Below are 23264 nucleotides of genomic sequence, written 5' to 3'. Positions count from 1 at the left end.
CACCGCCTCTCAAGGAAAGAGACAATGAATCGCGCATTTCTTGCGACCCACCGATTTCAGGATTATATTCTCTTTTAAGGAGAGGCATGGAAACCGACTCAGGATTACTTCGATTCATGCTCGATCCGGCACATTACCCGGATCCTTCTTTTCAAATCACCCATCTCGAGACCCACATATCCCACGTTTTTCTGTGCGACCACTTCGTCTATAAGATCAAGAAACCCGTTGCTTTCGGTTTTCTCGATTTCACCTCCCTCTCGAAACGCCATTTCTTCTGCCGTCAGGAGGTCAAGCTCAATTCGCGCCTTGCAGGCGACACCTATCTCGGCGTAGTCCCTATTTATCAAAAGGGAGAGGAATATTCTTTCTCGGAACCTGCAGGGGGCCGCATTGCCGAGTATGCCGTGAAGATGAGGAAAATCCCGATGGAGTGCCTCCTTTACAGCCTTATAGAGCAAGGCAGGCCGCTCTTCGGCAGGCTTGGTCCCGTGGGCCGCACCCTTGCCGGTTTCCACCGGGGGGCGCGGGTATATAAGGGGGTGAGATACGGCGGCCTCGAGGCTATCCGGAAGGCGGCGGAAGAGAATTTTGCTCAAATCGATTCATATCGCGGAGAGACCATTGAAGACCGGTTGTTCGAACAGCTCATCTCTTACACCAGGGGGTTTCTCGCGGAAAAGAAAGAGTACCTTGAAACGAGAAGGAGTCAAGGATACGTAAGAGAAGGCCATGGCGACCTCCACACCCAGCACATCTGCCTCTCCGATCCACCCATCATTTTCGATTGTATCGAATTTAATGAATCTTTCAGAATTATCGATGTCCTGGAGGATATTGCCTTTCTTTTCATGGATATGGAGTACCGGGCCAGGTTCGACCTTTCATCCGCCTTTTATAAGACCTATTTTACCGATAACCGGGAGTCGATGGATGATGAGCTTTTGCGATTTTACAAAATCTATAGAGCTGTAGTGAGGGGGAAAGTGGAGGGGTTCAGGGCCCGCGGGCTGACTGATGGAGGGGAGAAAGAGAAGAGCCTCAGGGACGCCGGGGAATATTTCCATCTCGCTGAATATTATTTGAATTTTGATAAGAGGCCCTTTAACCCCGTAATCTTCATGGGCCTTTCAGGAGCCGGGAAATCGGCTATCGCCCGCGATTTTTCGAACGACCGGATTATACTGAGATCGGACGAGATAAGGAAAGGCATGGAAGGTTTGGGCCCGGAAGAGCACCGATACACCGGGTATGGAGAGGGTATATATTCGGAGACCCTTACGAGGGATGTGTACTGCGCGTTGCTGGAGGAAACAGGTCGTCACGTGCAGGCGGGAAGGAAGGTGGTGGTGGATGCCACCTTTCTTAAAAAGAACCAGCGGAGAAACTTCTATGAGATGTGCATGGCGGAGGGCTTTAATCCGTTCTTCGTTCACTGTTTTGCGAAAGAAGCGATACTCAGGGACAGGATCGCAAGGAGGATGGAAGAGGGAAAAGACGCGTCCGATGCCCATGCAGGGATTCTCGAGCAGCAGATGCGGGATATGGAAGAGCCCGTGGAGCTCCCCTATTACAGAATGCTGCGGCTCAACACGGAAGAGAAGCTTCACGATATTATCAAAGCCCTGAAGCAGTTCCTTTGAAAGCGGGCAAATAGACAATCAAGGAGACAAAAATGGAAAGATATGAGACCCTTACTGCCGAAGCCTTCCATTTCATGAAAAGCCGTGTAATCCTCACCGCGGCAGAGCTCGATCTCTTTACGTGCCTCGACAGGCAGCCTTCAACCGCAATCGAGCTGGCCCGCAGCTTAACCCTTGATCAGAGGGCCCTCACGAGGACCCTCGATTATCTCGCGGCCCTTGGCCTCCTCTCCAGGGAAGAGGATCGATACCGGCTCACCGATACCGGCGCCTATCTCTCCTCCCGCCATGAGGAGACCATCCTGCCCATGATCCTTCACCTGGTGAGGTTGTGGCAGAGCTGGAGCCGCCTCACGGATACGGTACGGGAAGGAAGTCCGGTGAAAAGGGAGCAGGAGAAGATGGACGAACAAAGCAGGGCGGCTTTCATAGGCGCCATGCATGTAATCGGAAGGGACCTTTCCACGGAGATAGCGGACAGCTATGATCTTGCGCCTTACAAGATGCTTCTCGACGTGGGCGGCGCTTCGGGAACTTATACTGCCGCGTTCTTAAGGAAGAACCCCGGAATGAAAGCGACGATTTTCGATCTTGCGCCGGTTATTCCGCTGGCCCGGGAAAGGATGGCGGCGGAGGGGTTCCATGAGCGTGTCTCATTCGAAACGGGTGATTACCTGCAGGATGATCTGCCGAAAGGTTTTGACCTGGCCCTTCTCTCGGCGATCATCCACCAGAACAGTCAGGAAGAGAACGTCCGCCTTTACAGGAATGTCCATAGCGCCCTCATTCCCGGAGGAGTCCTCCTCATAAGGGACCACATCATGGATGAAACCAGGACCACGCCGGCTTCAGGGGCCCTGTTCGCGCTTAATATGCTCGTCAATACCCCGGAAGGCGACACCTACACTTTCGATGAAGTAAAGACGACTCTTGAAAAAGCGGGCTTCGGCCAGGTAAAAATCGTGAGATCGGGCGACAGGATGGACTGCCTTGTAGAGGCGCGCAGACCTGCATGAGCTGCGCCGTCTGCAAAACGGTAATTGTTGGGGGGTCCCTATGGCGAAGGTAATGATTGAGGAGACCAGCTATGAAATGGTGAGAGAGGCGATAGATAGAGTCTTCAGCCTTTTCCCTCTCGTCTGCACGGGCAAGAAGGTGCTTCTCAAACCGAACGTGCTTCGCGGCTCGACCCCCGACGAAGGCATCACCACCCACCCGGCGGTGCTGCGCGCAGTGGTGGAGAGGGTGGAGGCGATGTCCCCCAAAATGTTAATCGTGGGAGACAATCCGGGCATTTTCTGTTATGGGGCCAACGAGGATAGTTTTGCCCGGACCGGACTTTTAGAGGCCGCGAAGGGTCACTATATGAATATCGGCAATGAGTCCGAGAAAATGGCATTCAACCCCGATTTTCTACCCGAAGTAAGCGTCTCGCTCATTGTGAAGGAAGCTGACATCATCATCAGCCTGCCCAAATTCAAGACCCACGGTTTGACTGTAATGACGGGGGCGATCAAGAACAGCTACGGGTTTCTGCCGGGCGCACAGAAAGCAAGGCTCCACAAGGAGGCGGGTTCAGCGGTCCGCTTCCATGAAATGATAGTGGACGTCTTCCGTATCCGGGTGCCGGACCTTTTCATTATGGACGCCATAGTGGGTATGGAGGGCAGTGGCCCTGCCTCGCCCGATCTCCGCGACATAGGCCTCCTGCTGGCCTCCGATAACGCCGTGGCGATGGATGGAGTGGTAGCCTTCATGATGGGATGCGATCCAGGTCGCCTGAGATTTCTTCAAAAAGCAAAGGAGGAGGGTCTCGGGGACTATGATTTGAACACAATTGAAATTATAGGTCGCCTCCGCCGGATTCCCGGTTTCAAGCTGCCCCCTTTGGGCGGGGAGGCGATACTCGACAATGAAGGCATGATGGAGGTGCTCCTCAGCAAGACCGTTCTCAAGCCTTCGGCCGACCCTGAATGGTGTACGGGCTGCGGCGCCTGTGTGAACCAGTGCCCTGTATCCGCCCTTTCGATGGTGGAGTCTGTTCCGGTCGTGGACGGGAATGCCTGCATCGCCTGCTTTTGTTGCCAGGAAGTCTGCCCCGAGAAGGCGATCACTTTAAAATAGTCTATTTCGTGCGGAAAAGCCGGACGTACTCTCCGTACCCTTCTTTCTCAAGGTCCTCCCTGGGAACGAAGCGCAATGCAGCCGAATTCATGCAATACCTGAGACCCGTCGGGGGCGGTCCATCCGGAAAAACATGGCCGAGATGCGAATCGCCATGGGCGCTCCTGACTTCGGTCCGTTTCGTGAAAAAACTCCTATCCTCTTTCTCCACGATATTTCCGGGTTCAAGGGGCCTTGTGAAGCTCGGCCAGCCGGTGCCCGAGTCGAATTTGTCGAGAGAGCTGTATAGGGGCTCCCCTGAGACTACATCGACATATATGCCTTCCCTGTGGTTACCGTCATATTCGTTTTTAAAAGGAGGCTCGGTCCCCTTCTTTTGAGTAACCTTGTATTGCATCGGCGTAAGCATTTTCTTGAGGGCGGCGTCGTCAGGCTTTTTGAAATGCCTCCAATCGGTGTGGCCACGGGTCTGCATATTGCCTCCCTCATGTACTGTCGGTGTGGACCCCGAGGGTGCGTCTTTTCCCGCGCTCCATGCAAAGGGAATTAGGCACAGGAACAGGGGAATGAGAATGCAAAAGACCACCCCCATTATCTTTGCCGCCGATTGGCGATAAATTTTCATACCTAAAATCTATACACTGGAAACGATATGTCAACCGGCCCTTTAAATTCAACTTATTCCCGATTGAGGGAAAGAAAAAGGCGCCGGGGAAGCCGGCGCCTTTTTTATGTAAGCTGGTGAAAGGGTCAGTTTGCGGCCAGTACTACCTTTCTTTTCGCCATCCTGTGACGCAGGTAGATCTTCGTAAGCTCCGCTGCGATGGCGTTGCCGAAGATGAAGGGGATCATGAGGAGCCAGTCGTTGACGCCCAGTGAGACGGTGTCGAAAATAGGCTGGAGGAAAGGCACATAGACGATAAAGAGCACGAGCACCGCCGATCCCATGGTCGCCCAGTTCATCGACTTGTTGGAGAAGACGCCGATGGAGAAGACCGAGTGGTACTGGGAGCGGGCGGTAAAGGCCCTGACGAGCTCCGACATACAGAGGGTCGTGAAGGCGATTGTCTCTGCGTAGGCGGAGTTGCCGGGGTATCTGCCCAGGGCGATGGCGAAGACGCCTAAGACGAGGGCGGTCATGACCACTGCCTGCACGCCCGCGGAGAATGCCATCTCCCCGTTTATGACCGGCTCTTTGGTAGAGCGCGGCGGCTGGTCCATCAGGTCCGGCTCTCCCTTCTCGAGCCCCAAGGCAAGGGCAGGGGCCCCGTCGGTGACTAAGTTCAGGATAAGGAGCTGGACCGGCTTTAGGGGCATGGGCATCCCGAAGAGCATGGCGAGGAAGATGATGAGGATCTCGCCGATGTTACAGGAGATAAGGTAAAAGACGAACTTTCTGATATTGGAGTAGATCACCCGGCCTTCCGCGATGGCGGAGACGATGGAGGCGAAGTTGTCGTCGGTGAGCACCATGTCGGCAGTCTGCTTGGAGACGTCCGTACCGGTGATGCCCATGGCCACGCCGATGTTTGCCCTTTTCAATGCAGGGGCATCGTTCACCCCGTCGCCGGTCATGGCCGCCACATGGCCCTTGGCCTTGAAGGCATCGACGATCCGGGTCTTATGCTGGGGCGAGACCCTGCAACAGGCGTTTAACCGGTCGATCTTGGAGGTAAGCTCCTCGTCGCTCATCCGGTCGAGCTCTTCTCCGGTCAGGACGATGCCGTCCGGGGTGAGGAGCCCGATCTTTCCCGCAATGGCGACTGCCGTATCCTTATGGTCTCCTGTGACCATGACGGTGCGCAGTCCGGCCTTACGCGCCACGGCGACCGCTGCCTGGGCCTCGGGCCTCGCAGGGTCGATCATGGCCATGAGGCCCACGAAGGTGAGTCCCGTCTCCACCGTCTCGAAGCCCTGCCCCTGGGGGACCTCAGGCATCGACCTGCAGGCGATTGCCAGGACCCGGAGGGCCTGGGTCGCCATATCATGGTTGGCGGAGAGGATATTCTTTTTCATCTCCTCCGTGAGAGGCACTGCCTCACCCCCGGAGACGATCGTGTCGGAGAGGTTCAGGATGATGTCGGGCGCGCCCTTCACGAAGGCTAATATGTTATTGTCGCCGAAGACGGGGCTCTTGCCCGCGCCGTTCTTCCATTCGTGGACGGTGGTCATTCTCTTCCTGTCGGAGTCGAAGGGTATCTCCATGACCCGGGGCATTGCCTTCTCGGTCGCCTCTCTCCAGAGGCCCGCCTTGGCTGCGGCGACTACTAATGCGCCTTCCGTGGGGTCACCGACTATACGCCAGCCCTGGGCGCCGTCTTCGTTGAACTGCTCGAGCTTCGCGTCCGAGCAGAGCAGTCCCCCATAGAGGAGGGCGCAGATCGAGACGTCCGCTTCTGCCTTGAGGGCTCCTCCATTTAAGGAGAAGTCGCCGGAGGGGTTATATCCCTGGCCGGACAGGTGGAAAAGCTTGCCGTCGGCCCAACCCTGGACCACGGTCATCTCATTCTGGGTTAAGGTTCCCGTCTTATCCGTACAGATGACGGTGGCGCATCCCAAGGTCTCTACCGCGGGGAGCTTTCTTATCAATGCGTGTCTACGGATCATCCTCTGCATGCCGATGGCGAGGCATATGGTGACGACCGCGGGGAGCCCCTCGGGCACGGCGGCGATGGCGAGGCTGACGGCCGACATGAAGAGCTCGACGATCGTTGCCTTCTCCGCGATGAGGTAGGCCATGAAGCCTTTACTGAAGATATCGGACAAGGTGGTGAAGCGGACCAGTCCATAGACGAAGATGAAGCCGCAGATGACGAGGCAGATGATGCCCAGCCACTTGGCGAGCTCATCGAGCTTGATCTGCAAGGGGGTTGCCTCTTCCTCATAGGACTGGAGCATCTCGGCGATTCTTCCGATCTCCGTATTCATGCCCGTGCCCGTGACGATGCCTTTGCCCCTCCCGTAGGAGATGAGGGTACTCATGAAGGCGGAGTTGGTCCTGTCTCCTAAGGGGATATCTTCTACCAGAAGCGCGCGAGCCTCCTTCTCTACCGGCACCGACTCTCCGGTCAAAGAGGCTTCCTCTACCTTCAGGTTCACTGTCTCCACGAGGCGCATGTCGGCGGGTACGTAGTTGCCTGCCTCCAGCATGATGATATCGCCCGGGACGAGCTCTGCCGAGGGGATCGATACCTGGTGGCCGTTTCGTATGACCTGGGCATTGGGGGCCGACATCTTCTTGAGGGCGGCCAGTGCTTCCTCTGCTTTCGATTCCTGGACCACGCCCACCACCGCATTTAAGATGACGATGACGAGGATGGCGACCGCGTCGATCCATTCTCCCAGCGCCAGGGAGACGACCGCGGCGATGATGAGGATGATAACAAGGAAGTTGGCGAACTGCCGCATAAGGAGGGTGAAGAAGCTCGGCTTCTCTTTCTCCTGGAGCTCGTTCTTGCCGTACTTGGCGATACGGGCCTTGACCTCGGCATCGCTTAAACCCTTATCGAGGTCTGTTTCGAAAGCCTTTAAGACTTCTTCGACAGATTGTGCGTAACTCACGCCGTTACTCATGGATTATCTCCTCCTGAAAAGAATTGAACATCAAAAAAAAGACCTTCACCGAAGATGCTCGGTAAAGGTCTGCTGGTCATACAGTCCTGACCGCGCCACCGCCACTCTGTACTGGAAAAAGGACGATCCAGCCATTGGTGCCGTCGATCTGCCGCCTGTTGTAGTGAAAGTTTTTTGCACTCATAATCTATGAAATTGCCACCGCTATACCTTCCCTGTTTTTACCGGCATTCAAGATTACCGGTAGCCCCTCGGTGAGAAAATAGTACCCCAAATAATAATGCCTGTCAACAAATAAGATGCTCGTTCTTTGAGAAAGTCGCGGAGGCAGGTTTGATGTTAAGGCCTAAAAAACAAGCAAATACCGCTTGTTAGTCTCTTATTGTTGTACAAAATAGAATACATATTTACTGGCGGAGGTCAGGGGCCCTGCAAAAGAGAGGAAAGGAGGGGAGTAGGGGAAGGGAAAGGGGATGTCCTGTCGCTGTAGGGGAAAAGATTTCTTTATGACGTAGGTAAATGGTTGATATTACGGCTCCAATAACAGGGGGCCGCACGTGAGGCTTCTATTCGCGGTCTTTCCTGACATCGGCAGGCGAGGAAGCGCGTCATTTGACACTCCGGAAGGAGGCAGATGCTGGTTGTGGCACCACGGGTGAGCGCTCCCTGAACCCCTATTTCAGTCTATCACGGGAGAAAGGCGAGTAATGTCTATGTCAAGAATTTCAAGTATTTTGCTGCAATCCTCGGAAGGCTCAGTGGGGAAGGAGATCCTTTTTCCGTTCTCTTCTATAGTGATCTCCATAAGAGTATCGAGGCCTTGCCGGATACCGCGCCAATCCAAGGGGAAGCCTCCGTCGCAGAGCCTTCGTTCCAGCTCTTTCCGGAGTACAAGCGCCATGAAGCCCACTACTACGAGGCCGACGGCGATATCGTCGGAGGGAGGAGATATGCCGGCCTCCTCGAGAGGGGAAAGACCGTTCAGAAGAACCTCGCGGACTTCATGAAACTCCGCCGGCCCCCCATTCGGCTCATTTCTTCCAGAGGGGACGGCAATATGGGATGTACGCCCCTTTTTTTCCGGGCAGGCGGCGCCTTTACCACCAACAGCAGCCTCATCCAAAACCACGGACGGCATATCGATTGTGAAGCGGCGCATCGAACGTTCCAAAAAGCGCGTGAGATTCTTGGTATCTAATTGGCGGCCGTTAAAAAACTGGGAACAGAGGGGGTATCCATCTCCGTCGAGTATCATGGCGGCAATCCCCTGAAGAGTGCCCTCTTCGGAGCCCTGTTTTCCCGGGACCTTTCCGGGACCGGCGGGAAAACAGAGAGGTACCCCATAGAGTGACGGAGTTCCCTTTCCTGCCACCGGATCGCTGCGCCGGGAGAAAAGCCCGTGCTCTACCCGGTCCCTGAGAGAGCTTGCGGAAATGCCGATACAATCGATATTATCTCTTCCGCCGCTGCCTAAAAAGCCGCATAAGGCATCAAAAACTACAGGACCATCACAGGGCCGGCCTGAAAAAGGAGGGCCGGATTTATTCGATTGGAGCGAGCCGTATTCACTTCCCAGGATACAGTGCAACACGCTCCGGAACACTTCGGTCTCCTGACGAAAAGGCGTGTTGTTTTCTGAATTGACCTGATGAAATATGGCGGCTATGCCCATATCCTCCCATAACCGCTCGAACACGAGGGATGGACCTGCCTTGCGGACGTCCGTCCTTATCCCTTCGCTCCGCTCGGAGAGAAGCAGGATGGGCTTGTCGGTAAAACGGGAAAGGGATCGAACCACGCTTTCAATCTCCCCTCTGGCCTTGAGTTGATCCATGCGCCCGAGGGTGGCGATCACCCTCTGCACGGATTTCCCTTTCACCCGATGGTTTTCCACGACCTGCAGGTATTCGTACCTGCCCGCCTTCTTGATCCTCACAAACATCGGCTCTCCTCCTGCCTACACCTTATATACAGACATTCAAAATCCTGTCAACGGGCAGAGTTGCATTTAGAGTCCCGGCGGGGAGGGCGCGTATGGGGTTTTCATCGGAGGGTAATGACGACTCAGGAGGCATTGTAAGGAAACCTCCTCAGGCGCGGGGCGACTTTTTTTCGATCTCATTGAGGAGTCTTAACGCCTTCTCGTTACGTGGATTGAGAGAGAGAACGAGCCGGAGCCGCATGGCGGCCTCTACCCTGCACTTGTCTCCCGGCGGCGGGTTTTCCCCGCTCACGCACATGCGGGCAAGGTTGAAATGAGCCTTCTCCTGGAGAGGGTTCAGGGACAGGCATTTTTGGTACGCGGCGAGGGCGCGCTCATGGTCGCCCGTCTCTTCCAGAAGAGAGCCGAGATTATTCCATGCTTCACAATTCTCGGGGTCCAGAAGGACCGTTTTATCGAGACACTCCGCTGCCTGCTCGTGGAGCCCTTGGTGGGCATAAAGATTCCCCAGGTTAAAGAGTGTTTTGCGGTGGCAGGGATCGAGGGAGAGGATCCGCAGGTACTCTTCGGCCGCCTCATCGAACATGTCATACCGGTCATACAGGGATGCGAGGCAGAAACGGGCATTGACACCCCCCGGGTCGATTTCGAGGGCCTTTCTGTAGCAGTCCTCCGCTCCGTGATAATCCCCTTGCCTCTCCGCCACTTTTCCTATGTTGGCGTAAGCCTCTATGTCGGCAGGACTTATTTCCAGGGCCTTTTCATACATCCCTTTCGCGCTTCCGTATCGGCCCATCCGCTCGTACACATAACCGAGGTTATTATATGAATCAGGGTCTTCGGGTTTATGGGCGGCTATGGCGAAGAAGCACCTGAGGCTCTTCTCGTATTTCGAGTGTCTCAAATAGAGGGAGCCGAGGTTCAAAAGGGCGGCCGAAGAGCTCTTGTCTGCGAGGATCGCCTTTTTATAAGCTTTGACCGCCCGCTCGAAGTCCGGCTCCACGAGATCGTACCTGTATCCTTCGCGAAACCATTCCTGCGCGCTCTTTTTCACATCACCCCCGGCCTGTCAGCAAGCCTCTTTCCGCTCCTGAAACCTGAGGAGGATGAAATCCCGGATGGCGCCCCACGCGGCCACGGGGTCCTTTGAAAGGGGGGAACTGAGCCGGGGGTTTTCCTCTAAGGCCCGCGCTGCCAGCATCCCGGCCAGCCTGTCCCGGTGCTCCTGAGATGACCGGAAGGCTTCTTCAATGATTTCGGCTGGTATGACCACGATAATCCGGGCGCCGTTGACATCGATTTCGTGCGCCCCATCCGGTTCCGAGGTTGGTTTGTCGCGGCAGCCATTTTCACCATCATCATCCCTCATGCTATCGGAGGCAGGTCGCTCAGGCTCGGGTATTGGGAGAAGAGGCTCAGGCATCGAGAGAAGAGGCTCAGGCATGGAGAGCAGACGCTCGGGTATCGAGAGCAGACGCTCGGGTATCGGGGGAAGGGGCGGAGTGGGCTCGGGTGCGGCCTTCAGGTGAGATTGCTCGCTCTTCTCTACCTCCGGGTCCGGCTGTTCGTGCCTCCTTTTTCTCCTGGGCGCGGCCGAGGGTGCCATTTTCCCGAACCGGTCTCCTATCTGTTGCACCACCTCTTTATCTATTGTAGCCAAGCTGTTTGTTTCTCCCGCTTTGAGACTCAATTTGCATATCTTGTTGATCAGGCGCGGGACCCCCTGTTCCGAATATTCCCAAAGGGCAGGAAAAGCATCGTCCGTAAATAAGGGACGCTCCGCCCCGGCGAGATGGAGTCGCGTTTCCACATAGACCTTCACGAGGCTCTCCGATTTTATTTTCTCGATCCTGTTGTAGGTGCCGACGCGCTGAAAGAGGTTAGCCCTCTTCGGATGTTCGAGCCTGCGTGCAAATTCCATCTGCCCCGCGAGGAGCAAGGTGAAGAGATTACGGTTATCATCCTGCATATTGGTGAGAAGCCGCAGGCTTTCGAGATTGGCAGGGGCAAGGGCATTGGCCTCATCAATGAGGATGAGCACCTTTTTCCCCTCGTCAGGCGTGTCGAAAAGCAATCTGTTAAAGGTCTCGAGGAGTGCCATCTTCCCCTTTATCTCGCATTGCGTTCCTGTAAGCTGGCCCACAATCTCCCGGAGCAACTGGATAAATGACATATCGGGATTTGTAATATAGGCAATTCTATACCTATCGGGGGAAAGGGAATCGAGGATGAGCCGGAGCGACAGGGTCTTGCCGAGACCCACGTCCCCCACGATCACCGCGATGCATTCGTTTCCTTCCTCAATGGCAAAGAGGCTTTCCGCGATCGTATTCTCGACCGATTCATGAGCGTCCACATACATGGAAGGATCAGGAACATTGTCAAAAGGCGGTTTCTTGAGACCCCAGTATTCATAGTACATGGTTCTACACTCCTTATTTAAATTGGCCGTCCGTCATGGGCCCTGTGCGTGTTCCATCCCCCTGAAATTCCCTGCTATGTCCAAGATAATGAAGGACATCCTCAAAAAGGAACCGTCTGAGCCTCCCTATCCTGTAGCTGTCTATCTTCCGGTTTTTTACGAGTTTCGCGAGAGAGCTCCTACTGATCCGAAGCATGGCGCATACCTCGCCCGGACTCAGCATCCTGCCCCCATAGAAGGGGGACAGCCGGAAACTGAACACCATATGTCCCCTTTCCGGCTCCGCCCTCTCGAGATTAAGGACGAATGCCTTTCCGTGGGCAAGGTCGATTCGTGACCCTATGGCTTCGGACTGCTCCGGTGTCAGCTCCATAGAGATCACCCTTCCCGATTCCCGAGATTCCTTCTCCATAGGGGCGTCCGAGGGCGGGACTAAACCGAAGATCCTCTCGCCCCTCTCCTCCATCCGGTCGGGGACAGGAAAAAGGTCTCTCCTCCGGCGTTTCACGATGCATATCTTTTCCATTTTACCCTTTCCCTGTCCTCCTCTCTGTCCGGACCGGACGGTTTCAGGAGTGACCGGCCATTTTGCCGTCTCCGGAACCGCTTCCGGAGTATCCAGGCTAGCTCTATTGTGATAACACTGCCGGAAGAAAGACTCAATGATCTTGGTCACAAAGGAGGAAAAAGGGGTATCTCTAATATACGCGGCCGTGGTATATACTTGGGGGCGGGACGAAGAAGGCCCGCCTCGGAACGATCGTGGAGGTCATATGAAGCGTTGCGCATGGGCGGAGAGGGGCGATCCGGAACGGACGTATCACGATAATGAATGGGGCGTCGAGGTGCACGATGACCGGATCCTTTTTGAATTTCTCGTCCTCGAGGGGGCTCAGGCAGGATTGAGCTGGAGCACGGTTCTCAAAAAAAGGGACAACTACCGGAGCGCCTTCGACGGGTTCGATCCCGTGAAGGTCGCCGCGTACTCGGAAAAAGAGGTCGCTACGCTCCTTGCGAACCCGGGAATAATCCGGAACAGGCTCAAGATCCTTTCGGCGATCACGAACGCCCGCGCATTGCTCGCGGTCCGGAAGGAGTTCGGAAGCTTCGATACGTACATATGGTCATTTGTGGGAGGGAAGCCTATCCGCAATGCGTGGCGCACCCTCGCGGAGATTCCTTCCCATTCGCCCGAATCGGATTCGATGAGCAAAGATCTCGGCAGAAGGGGATTCAAATTCGTGGGAACCACGATCTGCTATGCCTTTATGCAGGCAGTGGGCATGGTGAACGATCACGTGGCGGACTGCTTCAAACATGATATGGCCTGAGATTTATGCACCCTTTCATCCGTCTCCCGCTGGCGCCCGCGCCGTTTGAATAGACTCGAATGGGGCGGGCCCCGTTTGCTATAATTGATAACATATCTTTAAGGAGCTTTGTCATGATCAAGATTTCTCACTGTGCCTTATTCGCTTTAATAATGATCGGCGCTTTTTTATTCCCTTTTATGGCGCGGGCATCGGAGGTGACCCTTCAGAATGTTCCCGTGCAAGTAATCTTCTCTCCCGGAGAAAAGCAGGTCGAGGCCGTGGTCCGGGAGGTGGAGAATGCCACCCTGGAGGTCCTCGTGCAATCCCGTTCCTTCGATTCGGCCCGGGTTGCGACCGCTCTTCGTGAGGCGACAAAGAGGGCGGTAAGCGTGGAGGTGATGGTGGATAATACGAGGCAGTCCGATAAGAGCGGGGTTCTCCGTTCGCTTATGAGCGCGAAAATACCGGTCCTCATCAACGGCTCCCATGCGACTGCCCTCGATGAGGTCATTATCATCGACAAGACGACTGTGATTACCGGCGCCTTCAGGCTTTCCACAGCCGGCGGGAAGACTGCCGGAAACATGCTGATCGTCAGGTCGAAAGACTTCGCGGGCCTCTACCTCGATAACTGGCTGGGTCACAGGTCTCATGCCTATGCCCTGCAGGGTATAGGCCCTGCGAAAGGCGCCGCGAAAAAGAAAAAGAAATAGTAACGTTGAAAGGGAATGGTTTTAGAGATAAAGGATCGGCCGCTTAAGCCGCTTAATTTTCGCTCTTCAGGTAGAACCTCATTTCTGTAAGAACGCCTTTCCTGATGGTTATATCAATCTTACCCAGGATATCGTGTTTCATATATTTGAGCTGGGTGAGCCAGAGAGGGTCGTCCACTTCCACGAGAAGGGCTCTTCCGTCTATTCTCACGGGCCTTGCATGACGGGCGATCCGGTTGCCCACGAGCTCTTCCCATAAAGAAAAGACCCTGTATGCATCCAGGTCGCCGTTTAACCGGTATTTCTTGAGAACCTTCTCAATGACGCCCCGGACCGTGGAAAAACCCGCGTTTTTAGATCTCAAGGCGCGGAAAGAGGGGTGCGATCTTATCGATGGGGCTTAACCCTTCAGGGAAGTAGAATTCCATCTCCTCATCGAAGCGGACCTTCTCGATGGGACTTCCTATCCCGAGGGCCTTTCTGATGAGATCCGATTTGTCCGGCATAAAAGGGTAGAGGAGTACGGCCGTGATTCTCAAGCTGTTCCATATATTGTAAAGGACTGTCTTGATGCGCACGTCCCCTTCCTTTGCAAGCTTCCAGGGCGCCTCTGCATCGATGTACTTGTTGAGGATCGCGATGATCTCAAAGGCACTGCCCAGGGCCTTGTGATAGGCGAAAACCTCCATCTCCCTCTGATAATCAACTCTCAGCCTTCTCACCTGCTCTTCCACGTATTCATCCATGCCGCCCTTCTTCTCGGGTCGCTCGATCGCACCCTTCAGGAATTTACCGATCATGGTGACGCTTCTGCTCGTGAGATTGCCGATGTCGTTCGCCAGGTCGCCGTTGATCCGGTGCTCGATGGCGCTTTTCGAGAAATCACCGTCCAATCCGAAAGGCACTTCCCTGAAGAGGAAGAACCGGAATTCGTCCACACCGTACTTTTTCACCATCTCATTCGGATCGACCACATTACCGAGGGATTTCGACATCTTCTGCCCTTCGATGGTCCACCACCCGTGGGCGAAAACTTTCTTGGGCGGCTCGAGACCGAGGGACATAAGGAAGCTCGGCCAGTAGACGGCGTGAAAACGCAGGATATCCTTGCCCATGAGATGAGCGTCACAGGGCCAGAATTGCCCGAAAAGCTCCGGGTTATCGAGATAGCCGATACCCGTGATGTAATTCGCGAGGGCATCGAACCAGACATAGACCACGTGATTCTCGTTCATCGGGGTAGGGATGCCCCAGCGGAAGCTGGTCCTGCTTACGCTTAAATCCCTGAGTCCTCCCTTCACAAAGCTTAAAACCTCATTGTAGCGTACCTCGGGAAGAACAAAATCCTTGCGGGACTCGAGAAGGGAGAGGAGCCGATCGGTATACCGGGAGAGCCTGAAGAAGTAGCTCTCTTCCTTCAGTTTCTCCGGTGGCCTTCCGCAATCGGGACATTTCCCTTCCTTGAGCTGAAGCTCGGTAAAATAGCTTTCGCAGGGCACGCAATACCAGTCTTCGTAGGCGCCAAGGTATATGTCATCCTTATCATACGCCTTCTGAAATATATGCTGTACCACCTTCCGGTGCCTCTCGTCCGTAGTCCGTATGTGATTAGTATGGGTAATGTGAAGGGTATCCCAGAGATCGGTGAAGGAGTGGACCATGCGGTCTGCGAGCTCCCGGGGATGGATGCCCTGCTGCTCCGCCGCCTTTTCGACCTTCTGCCCGTGCTCGTCGGTGCCCGTAAGAAAATAGACGTTATACCCGCAAATTCGCTTATAACGGGCCATGATATCAGCCGCTATAGTCGTATAGGCATGGCCGATGTGGGGTACGTCGTTGATGTAATATATGGGTGTGGTAATGTAGTAGTTCATTATATCTCGATCTCCGTTGATACAGCTTCAATTACAGGGACTTGCTCATCTATTGGGGCTCACGTCGCTCAATAACTATTGGGGCTCGCGTCGCCCCCTCAGTCGGCAAAGCCGACTGAGCCTCCCCTTCTCGCTCGCGGTGCGAGCTAAACGCGAAGGAGGTGTTGCGGTTTCGGCTTTTCATATCACGCGGGTAAACGCTTTTGACGTGCCACACGCTTTACCGCCTTACAGGTTTTACACGACGCATCACACGCATTAACGCATCACACGCACTACGCACTTGGCCCTTTATCCACGGGCGGCGCGGGGCGTTCGGGCGGCGCTATGTCTTTTACTGTGGCGCTGATTTCCTTTCCGTCGTCGAGCTCCACGGTGAAGGTGGAGTTGAGGGTATTGTGCTTGACCACCTTGCCTTCACCCATGGTCAGCTTTACCCTCTTTCCCAATTTGGGGAAATTCTTTTTCAGTGCCGCGTACATCTCGTATTCATAGGAAAGGCAGCACATGAGCCTTCCGCAGATACCGGAAATCTTATTCGGGTTCAGGGCGAGACCCTGCTCCTTTACCATCTTTATGGAAACTATCGAAAAATTGGTAAGAAACCTTCTGCAGCAACAGACATTTCCGCAGTTGCCGAGGCCCCCTATGATCTTCGCCTCGTCTCTTACTCCTACCTGCCTCAGCTCGATCCTCACCTTGAATTCTTTTGCGAGCTCTTTTACCAGCTCCCTGAAATCGACCCGGTTTTCCGAGACGAAATAAAAAAGGAGTTTGGTCCCACCGAAGAGATACTCGGCCCACAAAAGTTTCATGGGGAGGTTCATCTCCCTGATTTTGTCCCTGCAGAGGATAAATGCGTAGCCTTCTTTCTCCTTGAGCGCCGTGTACTGGGTTACTTCCCCTTCGCTCGCCCTTGCTACGATCTTCCTCAGATTATCTTTGGTAGAATCGGCGGGCTCGGTAGTCACAACCCCAAGGCAGAGGCCTTTCTCCATTTCCGCGATGACCTGATCTCCTACCTTCATGTCCTCGGGCGCTTCAAGTTCCACCACGCCCGTCAGTTTGTCTATCTTTACGTAACAACTTTTCATAACTACCTCATGATGTGGAGCAGCATGTTTTCAAACAGCAGCCATTTATTTATATTATACCTCATATTGAGAATGGTTTCCTGTATCTTCTGCAGTGAGCCTTCGATCCATCGAAGGTCTGCGGGTCCCCATTCGATGAGGTCCTTCAGATCCTTGTTTACCAGGGGAGAAAAGACCTTGCCGTACCGCACCTTGTAGAGGTCGCAAAAGAAAGAGAGCAGGAAGGAGAGATAGAGGCCCAGGCTCCTTTCAGTCTTCGAGATTCTTTCGGAGAGGATGGTAGAGGTGACATATCCTTTTGTTTTCCCCATGACGAGCTCTCCGAGAGTGCGCCTCAGGAGGAGATTCTCCTTTTCGGCCCAAAAAAGGGCGCATCCGATGCTTCCGTAGGACTGGGAGGAAAGGAGCTGAGCTTTCCCCTGTTCCATCTTGAGAATCTTCACTAAATAATCCTCCACGTCCTTGTGTGTGAGGGGGCCGAAAGTGACCCGGGCCGCGCGGGACCGGACCGTGAAAGGGATCTCCCTCTCGGATGACGTGATGAGGAAAAAAATATTGAAAGGGGGAGGCTCTTCGAGGGTTTTAAGGAGGGCATTCGCCGCTTCCCGGGTCATGGTCTCCGCCCGGTCTATGATGACGGCCCGTTTTCTTCCTTCATAGGGATGTTCGCACACCTCCCTGCTTATCATCCTTGCCTGGGCAATGCCGATAGATTCCGTTCCTTCTACAATCAGCAGGTCGGGATGGGTCCCGTGGGCGAGTTTGAGGCATGGTCTGCACCTGTCGCAGCCTGTGCCTTCATCGCAGAGAATATGCTTTATGAATTCGAGGGCGAGCTTGCGCTTGCCCACTCCTTCCTGGCCCGAAAAAAGGAACGCGTGAGGCAGACGCTCCCTTTTGTGGAGGGAGAGAAGAAATTCTTTTTGCCGGTCATGGCCGATGATGCTGCTAAATCCCATGGTTTTTGAGAAGTATTTCCGTCTGCTGCCGGAGAATGTCCCGGACTTTTTCCATCGCCTGGTTACCGTCGATTACAAAAAACCGTTTGGGGTCTTCTTCCGAGAGCTTCACATAGGCATCCCGTATGAGTTTATGAAAGGAGAGCGCCTCTTTCTCGAAGCGATCCATAGGGGCGTCCTCGGCTTTCCGCCTGAGACCGGTCTCCACGGACACGTCGAGAAGGAAAGTCAGATTAGGCCGCACGCCTTTGGTGACAAGCCTGTTCAGGGTCTCGATGATCCCGAGATCTATATTCCTGCCATAGCCCTGATATGCATAGGTGGCATCGACGAACCGGTCGCACAAGACGATCTTGCCGTCCTGAAGGGCCGGCATGATTACCCGCTCCATGTGCTCGGCCCTCATGGCCATGAGCAGGAGGAGCTCCGAGAGGGGAAAGATCTGCATGTCCGTCTGGAGCACTACCTTGCGAAGGGCCTCGCCGAAAGTCGTCCCTCCGGGCTCCCTTGTCTGTATTACCGAATATCCTTTTGCGATGAGATATTCATTTAAAAGAGCTATCTGCGTCGATTTACCGCTCCCCTCGATGCCTTCAAAGGTGATCAGCATGGGGCGCCTACTTTACCCTTTCAAGATACTGCCCCGTCCTTGTATCGATCCTTACGGTTTCACCCTGTTCCACGAAGAGGGGGACCTGAATCGTATATCCCGTCTCGAGCACGGCGGGTTTGGTCGCATTCTGCGCGGTATCTCCCCTGATCCCGGGTTCGGTCTGGGCAATGACGAGATTGACAAAATTGGCTATTTCCGCCCCTATGGTCTTACCCTGATAGATAAGCACCTGTATCACGAAACCCTCTTTGAGGTAATTCTTTGCATCTCCCAGCTGCTCCTCCACGATAAAAAGCTGATCGTAGGTATTCTGGTCCATAAAATAATAATTGGTCCCTTCTTTGTAGAGGAATTGCATCTCCCTCTCTTCGAGCTCCGGCACGTCGGCTTTATCTCCCGACTTGTACGTCCTTTCCAGGACATTCCCCGTTACGAGGCTTTTAAGGCGGGTACGCACAAAGGCGCCGCCCTTCCCGGGTTTGACGTGCTGAAATTCGACAATTACGAAAGGCTCGTTATCGACAAGGATTCTTAAACCTTTTCTGAATTCGTTTGTAAAAACTACCATCACTTCCTCCTCATATATTCAAAATCATATATGCCATGTCCTGCGGTCAGGGAAGACTCCGCTCTTTCGTCCCTTCAGCCGCCTATTTTAAGCATATCTTTTCGAATTTTGGTAAGGACGGTTGTCCTGTCCTCTTCTATAAGTACCATATCCTCGAGCCGGACGCCACCTAAATGAGGTATATAGATACCCGGCTCGATGGTAAAGACCATATGAGGCTCGATCAGGCCCTCGGATTGGGTGCTGACGGCGGGGGCTTCGTGGACGGCTACGCCCACCCCGTGTCCCGTGCCGTGACGGAAGAATTCGCCGTAGCCCTTCTCCTCTATATAACCCCTCACGATCATATCGAGGTCCCTGACCGGCATTCCCTTTCGGACGCTTGCCAGGCCCAGGTCCTTTGCATCTCTCACTATGGAAAAAATCTCCTGAATCTTGCCGTTTGTCTCGCCGATGACGAATGAGCAGGTCTCGTCGCTGCAGTAGCCGTCCACCTGTACCCCGAAGTCGATAATGACCGATTCTCCCTCCCGGAGCTCCCGGTCCGTGGGCTCCGCATGGGGAAGGGCAGCCCTCGGTCCCGAGGCGACAATCGTGCTGAAAGAGGGACAATCTGCCCCATGCCTCCGCATCGCGTGCTCCAGTTCGGCGGCGACCTGTTTCTCTGTCTTACCGGGACGTATCGCTTCGAAGGTTTCGGTAAAAGCTGCGGTCCCTATCCCGATTGCCTTCCTGATCGCCTCGATCTCTACCGGCTCTTTAATTGCCCTGATATTTTCCACCCGTTGTGCGAGGGGGATGAGCTCCGTCTCCTTGAGGCTCTCTTTCCATCGAAAATAGGTGTCGTAGGTGGTATGGAGGCTGTCGAAGCCCAATTTGCGGATGTCATATTTCCTGCATATATCGGCGAGGATATCTATTTTCGGCTTGATTTCAAGGATGGTGACATTTTTCGTCACCTCGGCGGCATGGGTGATGTACCGGAAGTCGGTAAGGAGCAGGACGTCGCCCCGGGTCACCACAAGGGCGCCTTCGGAGCCCCTGAAACCGGAGAGGTAAAAAATATTGTCCATGCCCCTCAAGACGCAGGCATCCATATCCATCTCACCGAGTATGTCGACGACGCGGCTGATCCTGTTTTCCCTCATAATCCTACCAAAGTTTTTTCTTGAGTATTCTCTTGAAGGCGGGCCCTTTCTGTTTTTCTTTCAGTTCCTTCTTTAGAGAAGAGAGCCGCTGCTTATAAAAGGTGTTCTCCGGCTCCTTTTTTGCGAGTTTTTCATAGATCTCCACCGCCTTTTCGAGGCACCCCTGCTCGAGATAAATATCTGCCAGTGTGGCGGTCATGATCTTCCTGTCTTCCATAATGGATAGTTAAATGAATATGGGCATAAAAATCAAGTAAAATCGTTAAGATAAGGATGTCGGAGCTTGCGCCGGAAGGTAATGCACGCGCTCGAGAGGAAAGGGATTTGTATCGAAAGGGGATGCTTATTCTACGCTCCCGGGTCGACTGGAAAGCCGGAGGAACAGTTCTTATCCATGGCCGAGCCGGAGGAGGACGAGGCGTTCATTTTTCTTTTCCCGGGCCCCCTTTTCCTGCACGAGAAAAGCCCGGACCCCTTCGAGACCGGGTATGTTTTTAAGCATCTCCCCATGGTGAAGCTCGCTCACCACGACGCCGTCCGGGTGCTGCGTGAAAAATTGCCTGATTTCTTCAGGATTTTTAAGTGTTTTCAGGGGCCCCCTGTTCAGATAAAATATGAGCGACGAATCCCCCCCGGGATAAAGCGCGATTTTTCCGTCCTCTATTCCCTGCAGTCCCGCTGCCGCTTCCCGGCAGAAAGGGCGGAAGGTACGCATCTGCTCCATTGAGGCCATGCCGCCGGTAAAACCCCATATATGGAGCGAGTAGACAATGATAAAGAGGAGAACCGCTCCATTGATTTTCTTGTTCTTCAAGAAGAGGGCGAGAGCAGCGCCACCTCCGGTCACCGCGAGAATAGCCACTGCCACCTGAACCGCATGGTGAGGCAGATCACTGGTAAAATATGCAACAATCAGGGCAATACCCGCCAATACCGGGAAAGCCGAGGTGGCAAGGGCCGCCGACTTAAAAACAATATCTTCCTTCGGCGCCGTCCCCGTAAGCCAGTCCGAGATTGATTTGCCTGTAATCAGCGCGAGGGCAGGCACGAGGGGCAGAATATAGTAGCTCCTCCGGGACCCGGAAGCGGTAAAGAAGACAAAAATGGCGAAGGCGGTCAGCCACATCCAGCGGACCTGCCAGTTCGGCGTCCATTCCTTCGAGCGCCACAGGGCCGCCACGAGCAATAAGGTCCAGGGAAGAAAGAAGAGGGGGATATACTTTACATACACATAAGGCGGCTCCACGTGGTCGAAGGGCTTAAAGAAACGCTCCACGTTCTCCCTCCACATGAGCTCCGCCGAGTCCCACGACCCCGTCACAAGGACCGGCAGGAGAAAAAGAAATGCGAATAGAGCAGCCGCCGCAAGCACGGCGAGGCCGCCCCGGAGAGAAGCGATCCAATTGAAATGGAGAAAAAAGGCGGTCTGCGCCTTCTCACGAGTGAAACGCCCCGTCCGTGCGGCAGTCACGAACCGGACCAGACTGTAAAAACCTATGGCCGAGAAGGCCACGGCAGGAGCCACGGGCCCTTTCAAAAACGCCGAAACCGCTCCAATGCAATAGAGCAGCATAAGGTGCTTCAAACGCCCGCTCACACCGCCCGCCATAAAAGCCCACAGCATGAGCCATATGGAGAGGAGGTTCAAAAGCTCCGCCGATGCGGTACGGGTCCAGAGCACGAACATGGTGGAGGTAAGGAGGAGCCCCGCGGCCGCCAATCCCGCCCTTATTCCGAAAAGCCTTCTTCCCATGGAAAAAAGGAGAAGCACCGCGCCCACCCCCGCGCAGGTGCTCGGTAGGCGGGCCGCCGCTTCACTCATCCCCCATAGTTTCGCAAAGGGGATTATTGTCCAGTAGCTCAGGAGTGGTTTGTCGAAATAGACCTCTCCGTTTATGGTGGGCATGAAGTAGTTTCCCGATGCGATCATCTCCTTTGCCACCACTGCCCATCGGCCCTCCGAGCCCCACAGCGACCTTGCGGAGAGTCCCGCAAAGAGCAGGCCGGCACTTATGACGCCAAGGAGAAGAAGGAGGAGCAGATCGCGGGAAGTCCAGCGGCGGGGATGGGCGAAAAGGATATCCGGGTTTTGCGGCTTCATCTGAAGGAAAACTATAGAGGCAGGATTACATATCTGTCAAGGGGAAAAAGGGGCGGAGAAGGGCCGGCCCCTCAGGGAGCGTGAAAGGGGACAGAGTCCGAATCCGGCGCGGGCCGCGGTGCCGGGGCAAAGGATATTGTTGATTTTTCGCGATCCTGCGTGGTATCCTTCTTCACGTATATTCTGACAAAAAGTAATGCCCATTCGATTGCAATTATTTCAGATGAACGAAAAGAGGAAAAGTGATGAAACAGTTTAAAGTACTCGTTACGGATAACATTGCCCAGGAAGGGATAAATATTCTGGAACGGGACGGCGAAATAGATGTCGATGTAAAGGTCGGGATCAAGAATCACGAGCTTAAAGAGATCATAGGAAATTATGACGCCATCGTAACGAGGAGCGGCACCACCGTGACTGCCGATCTTGTCGAGAATCCGGGAAAATTGAGGATTATCGGCCGGGCGGGGGTCGGTGTGGACAATATAGATATCGAGGCAGCGAGCAAGAAAGGCATCATCGTCATGAACGCTCCTACGGGCAACACCCTCGCCGCCACGGAGCTCACCATGGGCATCATGCTTTCGGCGGCGCGCAAAATTCCCCTTGCCAATCAATCATTGAAATCCGGCAAATGGGACAGAAAGAAGTTCATGGGTATCGAGCTTTACAACAAGACCTTGGGCATTGTGGGATTAGGCAGAATAGGGAGCAATGTGGCCATAAGGGCAAAAAGCTTCGGCATGAGGGTGATCTCCTATGATCCCTACATTAAAAAAAGCAAAGCCGATTCCCTGGGAGTTCAGCTTTACGACAGCCTGACCGCCGTACTCAAGGAAGTGGATATAGTAACCTTCCATACCCCTCTTACCTCATTGACACGAAATATGATTACGGAAAAAGAAATAGGGGTAATGAAAGAGGGCGTGATTTTCATCAATTGTGCCCGCGGCGGGATCGTGAATGAAAGGGCCCTTTATGAAGGGCTGCAATCAGGCAAAATAGCCGCTGCCGGGGTCGATGTGTTTGAAAAAGAGCCGCCCGTCAATAATAAGCTTCTCGAGTTGGAAAATGTGATCGCCACGCCTCATATCGGGGCGAACACCAAAGAGGGGCAGAAGGCGGTATCGGTCATTCTCGCGGAGCAGGTGGTAAACGCCCTTCACGGGAAACCTTA

The 23264-nt window shown here is 54.2% G+C and carries 21 protein-coding genes; 6 read left to right on the top strand and 15 right to left on the bottom strand.

The features are described from left to right. Positions 1 to 86: 86 nt before the first annotated feature. The 3 genes from VGJ94_01570 to VGJ94_01560 are packed head-to-tail and all read left to right on the top strand — an operon-like array spanning position 87 to position 3767. Positions 87 to 1643 (top strand): AAA family ATPase, encoded by a 1557-nt coding sequence (locus tag VGJ94_01570; GenBank protein HEY3275281.1) that lies wholly within the window; start codon positions 87 to 89, stop codon positions 1641 to 1643. A gap of 32 nt (positions 1644 to 1675) precedes the next feature. Then, complete coding sequence (locus tag VGJ94_01565; GenBank protein ID HEY3275280.1) at positions 1676 to 2659, top strand: methyltransferase; 984 nt, start codon at positions 1676 to 1678, stop codon at positions 2657 to 2659. 40 nt (positions 2660 to 2699) lie between these two features. Further along, positions 2700 to 3767: a DUF362 domain-containing protein gene (locus VGJ94_01560; protein ID HEY3275279.1), complete on the top strand. Its 1068-nt coding sequence runs from the start codon at positions 2700 to 2702 to the stop codon at positions 3765 to 3767. Position 3768: 1 nt separating this feature from the next. On the opposite strand, the gene msrB is transcribed toward VGJ94_01560, so the two are convergent. The 6 genes from msrB to VGJ94_01530 form a co-directional block, all read right to left on the bottom strand. After that, entirely contained in the window at positions 3769 to 4242 is a 474-nt protein-coding gene (gene msrB, locus VGJ94_01555) for a peptide-methionine (R)-S-oxide reductase MsrB (GenBank protein ID HEY3275278.1), read from the bottom strand. Between the two features lie 275 nt (positions 4243 to 4517). Then, positions 4518 to 7340 (bottom strand): cation-translocating P-type ATPase, encoded by a 2823-nt coding sequence (locus VGJ94_01550; GenBank protein ID HEY3275277.1) that lies wholly within the window; start codon positions 7338 to 7340, stop codon positions 4518 to 4520. A 679-nt stretch (positions 7341 to 8019) separates the two neighbouring features. Continuing rightward, positions 8020 to 9282 carry a hypothetical protein gene (locus VGJ94_01545; GenBank protein HEY3275276.1) on the bottom strand — a complete coding sequence of 421 codons (1263 nt, stop codon included), beginning with the start codon at positions 9280 to 9282 and terminating at the stop codon, positions 8020 to 8022. Positions 9283 to 9430: 148 nt separating this feature from the next. Next, positions 9431 to 10336, bottom strand: coding sequence for a tetratricopeptide repeat protein (locus VGJ94_01540; protein HEY3275275.1), 906 nt, complete (start codon positions 10334 to 10336; stop codon positions 9431 to 9433). Between the two features lie 15 nt (positions 10337 to 10351). Continuing rightward, the gene (locus VGJ94_01535; GenBank protein ID HEY3275274.1) at positions 10352 to 11704 is read right to left on the bottom strand and encodes an AAA family ATPase; all 1353 of its coding nucleotides are present in this window, start codon (positions 11702 to 11704) and stop codon (positions 10352 to 10354) included. A 13-nt stretch (positions 11705 to 11717) separates the two neighbouring features. Beyond that, complete coding sequence (locus tag VGJ94_01530) at positions 11718 to 12230, bottom strand: helix-turn-helix domain-containing protein (GenBank protein ID HEY3275273.1); 513 nt, start codon at positions 12228 to 12230, stop codon at positions 11718 to 11720. Between the two features lie 247 nt (positions 12231 to 12477). Here VGJ94_01530 and VGJ94_01525 point away from each other — a divergent pair, with 247 nt between their 5' ends. Both VGJ94_01525 and VGJ94_01520 read left to right on the top strand, forming a co-directional pair. Continuing rightward, positions 12478 to 13035: a DNA-3-methyladenine glycosylase I gene (locus tag VGJ94_01525; protein ID HEY3275272.1), complete on the top strand. Its 558-nt coding sequence runs from the start codon at positions 12478 to 12480 to the stop codon at positions 13033 to 13035. 113 nt (positions 13036 to 13148) lie between these two features. Further along, positions 13149 to 13730, top strand: a complete 582-nt coding sequence (locus VGJ94_01520; protein HEY3275271.1) for a phospholipase D-like domain-containing protein — start codon at positions 13149 to 13151, stop codon at positions 13728 to 13730. 52 nt (positions 13731 to 13782) lie between these two features. Here VGJ94_01520 and VGJ94_01515 read toward each other — a convergent pair whose 3' ends face one another. The 9 genes from VGJ94_01515 to VGJ94_01475 form a co-directional block, all read right to left on the bottom strand. Further along, positions 13783 to 14094 (bottom strand): DUF721 domain-containing protein, encoded by a 312-nt coding sequence (locus VGJ94_01515; GenBank protein HEY3275270.1) that lies wholly within the window; start codon positions 14092 to 14094, stop codon positions 13783 to 13785. Then, positions 14084 to 15604 (bottom strand): methionine--tRNA ligase, encoded by a 1521-nt coding sequence (gene metG / locus VGJ94_01510; protein ID HEY3275269.1) that lies wholly within the window; start codon positions 15602 to 15604, stop codon positions 14084 to 14086. Before metG ends, VGJ94_01515 begins: the two co-directional genes overlap by 11 nt. Positions 15605 to 15879: 275 nt before the next feature. Continuing rightward, positions 15880 to 16698, bottom strand: a complete 819-nt coding sequence (gene ricT, locus VGJ94_01505) for a regulatory iron-sulfur-containing complex subunit RicT (GenBank protein ID HEY3275268.1) — start codon at positions 16696 to 16698, stop codon at positions 15880 to 15882. A gap of 2 nt (positions 16699 to 16700) precedes the next feature. Next, positions 16701 to 17657, bottom strand: coding sequence for a DNA polymerase III subunit delta' C-terminal domain-containing protein (locus tag VGJ94_01500; GenBank protein HEY3275267.1), 957 nt, complete (start codon positions 17655 to 17657; stop codon positions 16701 to 16703). Continuing rightward, a complete protein-coding gene (gene tmk / locus VGJ94_01495; protein HEY3275266.1) occupies positions 17647 to 18267 on the bottom strand; it encodes a dTMP kinase in 621 nt (206 codons plus the stop codon). Before tmk ends, VGJ94_01500 begins: the two co-directional genes overlap by 11 nt. Before the next feature lie 7 nt (positions 18268 to 18274). Continuing rightward, on the bottom strand, positions 18275 to 18838 hold the full coding sequence (efp, locus tag VGJ94_01490) for an elongation factor P (protein HEY3275265.1): 564 nt from the start codon (positions 18836 to 18838) through the stop codon (positions 18275 to 18277). A 74-nt stretch (positions 18839 to 18912) separates the two neighbouring features. Beyond that, positions 18913 to 19986, bottom strand: coding sequence for a Xaa-Pro peptidase family protein (locus VGJ94_01485; protein HEY3275264.1), 1074 nt, complete (start codon positions 19984 to 19986; stop codon positions 18913 to 18915). A 4-nt stretch (positions 19987 to 19990) separates the two neighbouring features. Further along, entirely contained in the window at positions 19991 to 20185 is a 195-nt protein-coding gene (locus VGJ94_01480; GenBank protein HEY3275263.1) for a hypothetical protein, read from the bottom strand. A 189-nt stretch (positions 20186 to 20374) separates the two neighbouring features. Next, positions 20375 to 22087 carry a glycosyltransferase family 39 protein gene (locus tag VGJ94_01475; GenBank protein HEY3275262.1) on the bottom strand — a complete coding sequence of 571 codons (1713 nt, stop codon included), beginning with the start codon at positions 22085 to 22087 and terminating at the stop codon, positions 20375 to 20377. A gap of 245 nt (positions 22088 to 22332) precedes the next feature. Here VGJ94_01475 and serA point away from each other — a divergent pair. Continuing rightward, on the top strand, positions 22333 to 23264 hold a 932-nt coding region (gene serA, locus VGJ94_01470), incomplete at its 3' end, for a phosphoglycerate dehydrogenase (protein HEY3275261.1).

This window comes from Syntrophorhabdaceae bacterium, assembly GCA_036504895.1.
Taxonomy (GTDB): Bacteria; Desulfobacterota; Syntrophorhabdia; order Syntrophorhabdales; family Syntrophorhabdaceae; genus PNOM01.
Note: the sequence above shows the minus strand (reverse complement) of the source record. Positions and strands in the feature narration are given on the sequence as shown.

What these genes read in the sequence shown, in the direction of transcription:
- VGJ94_01525 (HEY3275272.1), top strand. Translation starts at nt 12,478, where the DNA reads ATGAAGCGTTGCGCATGGGCGGAGAGGGGCGATCCGGAACGGACGTAT.
- VGJ94_01475 (HEY3275262.1), bottom strand. Translation starts at nt 22,087, where the DNA reads ATGAAGCCGCAAAACCCGGATATCCTTTTCGCCCATCCCCGCCGCTGG.
- VGJ94_01570 (HEY3275281.1), top strand. Translation starts at nt 87, where the DNA reads ATGGAAACCGACTCAGGATTACTTCGATTCATGCTCGATCCGGCACAT.
- VGJ94_01500 (HEY3275267.1), bottom strand. Translation starts at nt 17,657, where the DNA reads ATGGGATTTAGCAGCATCATCGGCCATGACCGGCAAAAAGAATTTCTT.
- msrB (HEY3275278.1), bottom strand. Translation starts at nt 4,242, where the DNA reads ATGCAGACCCGTGGCCACACCGATTGGAGGCATTTCAAAAAGCCTGAC.
- VGJ94_01480 (HEY3275263.1), bottom strand. Translation starts at nt 20,185, where the DNA reads ATGACCGCCACACTGGCAGATATTTATCTCGAGCAGGGGTGCCTCGAA.
- tmk (HEY3275266.1), bottom strand. Translation starts at nt 18,267, where the DNA reads ATGCTGATCACCTTTGAAGGCATCGAGGGGAGCGGTAAATCGACGCAG.
- VGJ94_01550 (HEY3275277.1), bottom strand. Translation starts at nt 7,340, where the DNA reads ATGAGTAACGGCGTGAGTTACGCACAATCTGTCGAAGAAGTCTTAAAG.
- VGJ94_01565 (HEY3275280.1), top strand. Translation starts at nt 1,676, where the DNA reads ATGGAAAGATATGAGACCCTTACTGCCGAAGCCTTCCATTTCATGAAA.
- VGJ94_01545 (HEY3275276.1), bottom strand. Translation starts at nt 9,282, where the DNA reads ATGTTTGTGAGGATCAAGAAGGCGGGCAGGTACGAATACCTGCAGGTC.
- VGJ94_01560 (HEY3275279.1), top strand. Translation starts at nt 2,700, where the DNA reads ATGGCGAAGGTAATGATTGAGGAGACCAGCTATGAAATGGTGAGAGAG.
- VGJ94_01520 (HEY3275271.1), top strand. Translation starts at nt 13,149, where the DNA reads ATGATCAAGATTTCTCACTGTGCCTTATTCGCTTTAATAATGATCGGC.
- VGJ94_01485 (HEY3275264.1), bottom strand. Translation starts at nt 19,986, where the DNA reads ATGAGGGAAAACAGGATCAGCCGCGTCGTCGACATACTCGGTGAGATG.
- VGJ94_01530 (HEY3275273.1), bottom strand. Translation starts at nt 12,230, where the DNA reads ATGGAAAAGATATGCATCGTGAAACGCCGGAGGAGAGACCTTTTTCCT.
- metG (HEY3275269.1), bottom strand. Translation starts at nt 15,604, where the DNA reads ATGAACTACTACATTACCACACCCATATATTACATCAACGACGTACCC.
- efp (HEY3275265.1), bottom strand. Translation starts at nt 18,838, where the DNA reads ATGGTAGTTTTTACAAACGAATTCAGAAAAGGTTTAAGAATCCTTGTC.
- ricT (HEY3275268.1), bottom strand. Translation starts at nt 16,698, where the DNA reads ATGAAAAGTTGTTACGTAAAGATAGACAAACTGACGGGCGTGGTGGAA.
- VGJ94_01535 (HEY3275274.1), bottom strand. Translation starts at nt 11,704, where the DNA reads ATGTACTATGAATACTGGGGTCTCAAGAAACCGCCTTTTGACAATGTT.